Below are 6771 nucleotides of genomic sequence, written 5' to 3'. Positions count from 1 at the left end.
TAAATCAGCAGGCAAATCACATGTAATACCCCGCATACGTAAATAGGTTTCTGCTAAAGTATTTTTGATTGGTTGGCATTGTTGCCAAATTGCTTTTGCTCTCTCTGCTTTCTGTTTTGCTCGTCTAAGATCAGCACAAAACTGTTTTGAGAAAGAAAGCGTCTGATCATAAGCTTGTTTTCCAAGCAATCCAATTCTGATAAGCGCTTGTATGATCTCTCTAAAAGAGCAGCCAGCATAACAATAGAGTAAAAGACGCCCATCATTTCCATTAGAAATAGATAAACTAGGCAGCCTATCATCATGAGCAGGGCAACGGGCTGTTCCATAACGCCCATGCCAAACCCCGCGCAAGGCACGAGTAATACCCCGCGCATTCTTAAAAGAACACATCATTTTAAATCCTATAACGTTGCGTCATAGGACGGATTGTGCTATCTCTAGGGTGATGAGTTTGAGAAAGCCTTGTCCGTCCTTACGTGACAAGGTTTTTTTATGCCGCGTCACTTTGACGTTGCTGTTTTGCTTGCTCGATGACATTCAAAAGATCTGATTGTAACCAACGGGATAAAAAACCAAATTTTAAAGGTTTTGGGAGAGAGCCATTGGTAACATGACGCCGGAATGTTGAAACACTCATATGAAGCAATTTTGCACTTTCACGGTCTGTCAAAAGAATATCATTTTCTGTCATTCTAAAATCCTTTCTATCAAAAAATGGTAACAAATCATAACTATTTATTAAGCACATTTTGGTTTATTTTTGAAGGTATTTTATTTATAGAAAACAATATTTTATCATATAAATTCTGATGTGATAATTTATGAGTCTAATTGAGAGCGAATGAGAGACAAGAGAGCTAAAGTTATCCACAGATAATGGGGTTATTCACCCCATATTTTAGGTTTGACCCGTGACATAAGCCGCCCATTTCTCCATATAGACACGGCGCTGTTCTAGATAGTCAGTACGACGATAGGAGCGCTCTACTTGTCCTCCTACTGTATGACTTAGAATAGTTTCAGCGACCTCATAGGGAGCATCGGTTGTTTCTGCTAGCCAATCGCGTAAACTAGAGCGAAAGCCATGCGGGCAGGCTTCAATTTTATTTTTTCTCATATACGCCGCCATCATCGTATGTGAAAGAGGACCACGACCGGTAAGTGAAAAGATGAAATCACTTTTAGAGATACAGCGGGCTTGTTCAATTACTTTTAATGCTTCAGATGATAGGGGTACGCGAAATTCTGTTGTGGCATCACGCTTGCCTTTCATATTCTCAGCAGGAATAGTCCAGATATCATCCTCAACTTGATCTTTATGGATATGACATAAAGGAAAAGTACGAACGCCTGTCAGAATAAGCAAACGTAAAGCCAGTTGTGTCATTGTTGTTGTTTCGCAAAGTGTTTTATAAAAAGCCGGAACCTTTCTCCAATCCATAGCTGGAAAATTTTGCGTTTTATGGCGTTGTTTACCTAAGAGAGCGCGTGCTTTTGTTGTTGCTTGTAAATCGACATCTAATCCCAAGGCAGCCGCATGTTTAAGACAAAGATTAAGACGTATCAATGCTTTCTCTGCTGTTGCAGCTTTTGTATGCTAAATAGGGGCAAGGGTATCGCGTATCTCTGTTTGCGTAATCTCTGAAACGGGCAGACAGCCTAATTTAGGGAGAATATGGAGGCGTAAATGTAAAAACCAATTACAAGACTCACCATCATTCTTTAATTCAGCTTTACGGCTTTCAAAAGCATCTAGAGCAATATCTTTTAAATAATGGAGATTGCTTATTGCCTCACGCTTTTGTTTGTTGCGTTCTTTAATAGGGTCACGCCCCTCACGTAAAACAGCCCGCCACCCAGTTGCCAATTCACGGGCTTGTTTTAAAGAAACATCTCGCAAGGCACCCAAGCCCATTTCACGACGGCGCCCATGAATGGTATAACGATAAAGCCATTGAGCACCTCCATCTTTACGTTTGTGAAGTAACAAGCCGGCACCATCATTATATTTGCCAGCCCCCAATGTTGCGACAGATCTTGCATTAAGCCGATTCATAAGAACCATTTTTACTCCTTTCTTCTATAGTTTTTACCCACACACCAGCCCCGCTTGTGGTGTGCAAGCAAGTGATTTTGATTGATTCAACATAGAGAGATTTGAAATGAGAGAATCTTACGTTATTCGAAGGTCTAATTCAATATGAATAACGCTAGATTATCATTATAAATCAATACGTTGCTTTGTTTGAGGGCAATGAATTTGTGCAAAACAATGCTATTTCGCAAGCAATGGATAAGATCTTAACGGAACTGGATAAAACCAATATCGAGGAAGAATCCAAGGAATTACAAGAGTTTTATAACAGTGTAAGGCTTCGTGCTTCTGGGATTACCTCACCACAAGCAAGGCAAAATCTTATTATTACGCTTTATGAAAGTTTTTTTGTAGTGTAGCTGCAAGAATTTGTTTAACTCTTTATTTGAAGAAAAAAGAGTAAACTCTATAGGAATCAAAATTCCAAAATATTGCTTATTCTGTTCAACATATTTTCTAGGACGTGGGTTAGGAATATTCTGAAAGTCATTTTCAGAATCAATTACTTCGGGATTATAAGGACTATTTTCTCCCGTTAACACATAAATCCAATAGCAGATCTTCGAGTTCACAGAAAACTTTTCGATTATTAAGGTAGCACATTGATTATCACGGTTAAAATCGTATCTCCCTTCCTCTAAAAATTTATCAGCATCATTGATATTAACTAATTCTGAGGCTGGATCTATTTTATATTTATAAGAAAGGACGTTAATGGTATTCATAAAGTTAACATAATTACAATGTCTATGTCTTATCGGGTGGTAGATGTTGCCTAAGTTATCTTAGTGACTATGGGAGTGTAGTGTATCCCAAATATACTGCGTCGTTTAGAATCGTTTGGCTGAAAATTGAGGCTATAAAATTTTAATTGCAAAAGCAATACGAACTTTAGAGAACTCTGCAGTGAGAGCTACTTAGATTTTTAAAATATGGGCTCCCCCTTCCCTGCTTTTAAGTGGAGGAGAAATCAGTGCATTGAACGAAGCATGGCATCACGTAAAATGGCGTTAATCCGCGTTTGATATCCTTTCCCTTGACTTTTAAAGTCACGCTAGTACGTCTGAATCCACACGCACAGTTGTGACAGTTTTCATGGGTTTACAGAATGGATTGAAAACGGCGTCTTTCCAGAACTCATCATTGAGTGACAGAATATCTCTATGATCAATTGCTCTATCCGACATTACAGCCAATTTATCAATTTCAACTCTCTGTTCATCTGTCAAAGCCGATAAGTTACCTACCTCGATTTTATAACGAACTTTCTTCTTTATAACGTTTCTTTTCTTTCGAGTTGGCTCTCTGTGCTGAAATAATACGGATTACCTCTATGCCATCTTTATCGTCATGGACAGTATGCACTACGAATAGTAATAAAAAAAACTCCACAAGCACTAAAGCTTGCTAACCATACTCTCCATTTTCAACACGGTCTTGTTTAGCCATGGAGAATAGATCAGAAAAAACATATGCAGCTATTTCAAAACTTTACACGGTGTTTTATAAGATTACTTTTTGTTTTAGCTTCATTCCATTTAAATCTCATTTTTATACCTTATATTAATACATTTATAAGGGTATTATATACATCAAGAGTTTTAGATGAACACTTAATTATCCATGTTTTTGTACAATTAATATAATTTAATAATTTAAAAATTAGTGATTAATTAACTAAAAATATTAAAAAAATAATAAATTATTCTAAGGCTTTATGCATATAATATGCAAATCGAATAAAACTTACAAGCATGTTGAATAAAATGATATTAATTGGCTATTTGAGAGCTGCTCCTGAAAGAAAAAAGAATTTTGGTGCCGCAACATTCAATTTTCGTATGGCTACCTCTGAGAGCTATGCAGATAAAAATACCAATAAAAAAGTAGACAAAACAGAATGATATTCCGTAGTGCTTTTTAATCTACATACATTTGGAAAAACTTGTTCTTCAGTACAAAACTGCCCCTTTTTCCGAATGAATGAGAGGAACGGTTTTTTTAATGGTCAACGCTACAAAGGATGTAATCAGCACTTTCAAGAAACCACTAACAAAAAAACCTAATGAACTTATTAAAACTGTCAGCAAAGGGACCTGTGTCATATAAGCCACCCATGGTATTCCAAAAGAATAGACTATCCCAATGCCACCCACGGTATTTATCACAAATAATATTATAAAATTTAACCGGTGCCAAAATAATTCTACCATAAAGCCAATAAAAAATGCAGCAAATGGAAAACTAATCAGATAACCACTCGTAACTCCTGAAAAAACACTAATTCCACCACGACCACTAGGCAATAGAGGTAACCCAATCGCAATAAGAACAAGGAAAAGAAGTGATGCTAAAGCTCCCCTTTTTGCTCCAAGTATAGAGCCTGCTAACATCGGAGCCATAGACTGAGCTGTAATAGGGACACCCAGCAAAAAAGGAAGATAAATAGGAGGAAAAAGACTCAAAACAGCGTAAATAGCGGCAAATAAAGCAATATAAACTAAATCTTTTGTATTCACTGAATTATTCCTTCACTAGGGAAAAGCTTTCGTTATTGTTGTATAATTAATAAAAAGTATCAGATTTATAAAAGTACACTTTAAATGCCTTAGATATAGAGAAAAATACTATAATAATTTATTTTAATAACATCACTTATATGAATCATATTAGATTCTACAATGTTTAATTACATCATAAATTACTATATTTAAATTCGATAATAGTGATATATGAATATTATATAATAACAATATAACAAAATAATACATTTATTTTAGTTATTATGCTTTGAATGAATGAGAGGAACAGATCTTTTAATCGCGAGTGCAATAAAGGATGCAATCAACACTTTTAAACAATCGCCTATCAAAAAAACTGATGAAGCCATTAAAACCTTCAGTAAAGAAACTTTGGTCATATACGCTGTCCATGGAACACCAAAAGAATAAACTATCCCAATGCCACCAAAAGTATTTATTATAAATAATGTTATAAAATTTAACCGCTGCCAAAACAACTCTACCATTAAACCAATAAAAAATGCGGCAAATGGAAAACCTATTAAATAACCACTTGCAATTCCTGAAAAGACACTGATTCCACCACGACCACCAGGCAACAGAGGTAATCCAATCGCAACAAGAACAAGAAAAAGGAGTGACGCTAAAGCACCCCTTTTTGCCCCAAGAATAGACCCTGCTAGCATCGGTCCCATCGATTGAGCTGTAATAGGTACCCCTAGAAGAAAAGGAAGATAAATAGAAGGAAAAAGGCCCAAAATAGTATAAATAGCGGCGAATAAAGCAATATAAACTAAATCTTTTGTATTCATTTAATTCTTCTTTTTTTACTATAAAAACTCTGATTATTACGAGATGCTGTATCAATAGTATCAGCATCATAAGAACGCGCTTCCAATGCTTCAGCCACTTCTGACGCCATTCTTATAGTCCGTATAATTAAAGGTATCGCAAGAGCGACAATGTTAGTATTAAGTCCTCGTGCTTGCTGTGCTTCATGTACCTCATTAAACTTTTCACTCAAAAGAGGAATAAACCTGATCGCCATAGAGATAACCATACTCACTTTTGATGGATTTATACCAAAACAACGAAAGGGCTGGAGGCCTGCTTCAATTGCATCCACCATATCTGATACTTTTGTTGTGAATGAAATAACTGATGATAAAGAAAAGAGGATAACAAGACGTAATATGACCTCAACCCCCGTAAGCCAACCGCTAAAAATAGTTTGAAATACAAATAGAAGAACTAAAAGCAATCCCATCGATTTAAATTGTTTTATCACAGTTTTGAAAGGGATCTTGGCGATTCTATAGAATAAGATGACAAACAACAAAAATAAACCAAGAAGCGCTATGGAAGAAACCATTATTATAAAAGTTCCACAGGCCGTAAGAAATAATAACTTAACTCCAGGACTTAACCTATGAATAAATGTATCCCTCGGAATATATAAACCGATCATGACATTCTTCTTATATACTCCTTTATAGCAACAAAAGGTACATCATCAATTGCTATCTCCCCCTTATCAAAAACCAGCACTCTATCAAACTTTTTCAAAAACTCTAAATCATGCGATACAACTATTGCCGTTTGCGGTAATTCTTCTATCACTTGCGTAACGCGATGCTTATTTCGCAAATCAAGTAATGTCGTCGGCTCATCAAAAATAATGTAGTCTGGTTTCATTGCAACTACACTAGAAATAGCAACAAGTTGTTTTTGCCCACCACTTAATAAATGGACAGCGTGATTTCTGAAATTTTGAAGTTCATAGCGCTGTAAAATTTCATCTACACGCTCCTTAATTTCATCTTTATTAAGCTTTAAATTTTTGAGACCAAAGGATAAATCCTCTTCAACTAATGGTAAAACAATCTGATTATCGGGATTCTGAAAAACAAATCCAACTTTACGTTTTACTGCTTTTGCATCGCGTTTTGTATCAAGCCCATCAACGCTTACAAAACCATGAGATGGTAATTGGAGCCCATTAATAAGGCGAACAAATGTACTTTTTCCAGAACCATTCGCACCTATAATAGCAACTCGTCTTTCGGTAAGCTGTACACTAATATTTCTTAAAACACACAAATCACCAAAAACTTGTGTTACCTCATCAAATTTTATAATCCCCAAGGTTTA

At 35.9% G+C, this 6771-nt stretch carries 5 protein-coding genes and 5 pseudogenes; 2 read left to right on the top strand and 8 right to left on the bottom strand.

Annotated features, from left to right (window positions below; all coding sequences use genetic code 11):
* The 3 genes and pseudogenes from ACFIQE_RS06580 to ACFIQE_RS06570 form a co-directional block, all read right to left on the bottom strand.
* Positions 1–396: pseudogene (locus tag ACFIQE_RS06580) on the bottom strand (virulence-associated protein E); the annotation flags it as partial.
* 97 nt (positions 397–493) lie between these two features.
* Positions 494–694, bottom strand: coding sequence for an AlpA family transcriptional regulator (locus ACFIQE_RS06575; RefSeq protein ID WP_007347209.1), 201 nt, complete (start codon positions 692–694; stop codon positions 494–496).
* Positions 695–901: 207 nt separating this feature from the next.
* Positions 902–2068, bottom strand: a pseudogene (locus ACFIQE_RS06570) (tyrosine-type recombinase/integrase).
* Positions 2069–2235: 167 nt separating this feature from the next.
* On the opposite strand from ACFIQE_RS06570, the pseudogene ACFIQE_RS06565 reads away from it, so the two are divergent.
* Positions 2236–2448 (top strand): annotated as a pseudogene (locus ACFIQE_RS06565) (hypothetical protein); the annotation flags it as partial.
* Positions 2449–3068: 620 nt separating this feature from the next.
* On the opposite strand, the pseudogene ACFIQE_RS06560 reads toward ACFIQE_RS06565, so the two are convergent.
* Positions 3069–3119 (bottom strand): annotated as a pseudogene (locus ACFIQE_RS06560) (hypothetical protein); the annotation flags it as partial.
* 733 nt (positions 3120–3852) lie between these two features.
* On the opposite strand from ACFIQE_RS06560, the pseudogene ACFIQE_RS06555 reads away from it, so the two are divergent.
* A pseudogene (locus ACFIQE_RS06555) lies at positions 3853–3999 on the top strand (single-stranded DNA-binding protein); the annotation flags it as partial.
* Positions 4000–4050: 51 nt separating this feature from the next.
* On the opposite strand, the gene ACFIQE_RS06550 reads toward ACFIQE_RS06555, so the two are convergent.
* From ACFIQE_RS06550 to ACFIQE_RS06535, 4 genes are all read right to left on the bottom strand, one after another.
* The gene (locus ACFIQE_RS06550; protein ID WP_375612392.1) at positions 4051–4617 is read right to left on the bottom strand and encodes a biotin transporter BioY; all 567 of its coding nucleotides are present in this window, start codon (positions 4615–4617) and stop codon (positions 4051–4053) included.
* Between the two features lie 257 nt (positions 4618–4874).
* Positions 4875–5432 (bottom strand): biotin transporter BioY, encoded by a 558-nt coding sequence (locus ACFIQE_RS06545; RefSeq protein ID WP_375640984.1) that lies wholly within the window; start codon positions 5430–5432, stop codon positions 4875–4877.
* Positions 5429–6088 (bottom strand): energy-coupling factor transporter transmembrane component T family protein, encoded by a 660-nt coding sequence (locus tag ACFIQE_RS06540; protein WP_375674032.1) that lies wholly within the window; start codon positions 6086–6088, stop codon positions 5429–5431. Before ACFIQE_RS06540 ends, ACFIQE_RS06545 begins: the two co-directional genes overlap by 4 nt.
* Positions 6085–6765: an energy-coupling factor ABC transporter ATP-binding protein gene (locus tag ACFIQE_RS06535; RefSeq protein ID WP_375621061.1), complete on the bottom strand. Its 681-nt coding sequence runs from the start codon at positions 6763–6765 to the stop codon at positions 6085–6087. The genes ACFIQE_RS06540 and ACFIQE_RS06535 overlap by 4 nt, the downstream gene beginning before the upstream one ends.
* Positions 6766–6771: the final 6 nt, after the last annotated feature.

The sequence above is a fragment of the Bartonella sp. AA1HLJMS genome (genome assembly GCF_042197445.1).
In the GTDB taxonomy this organism is placed as follows: Bacteria; Pseudomonadota; Alphaproteobacteria; order Rhizobiales; family Rhizobiaceae; genus Bartonella.
The sequence above is the reverse complement of the archived record's forward strand: the minus strand, read 5'-3'. Positions and strand labels throughout refer to the sequence as shown.

Coding starts and splice junctions, on each gene's coding strand:
- ACFIQE_RS06575 (WP_007347209.1), bottom strand. CDS start 694: ATGACAGAAAATGATATTCTTTTGACAGACCGTGAAAGTGCAAAATTG.
- ACFIQE_RS06545 (WP_375640984.1), bottom strand. CDS start 5,432: ATGAATACAAAAGATTTAGTTTATATTGCTTTATTCGCCGCTATTTAT.
- ACFIQE_RS06540 (WP_375674032.1), bottom strand. CDS start 6,088: ATGATCGGTTTATATATTCCGAGGGATACATTTATTCATAGGTTAAGT.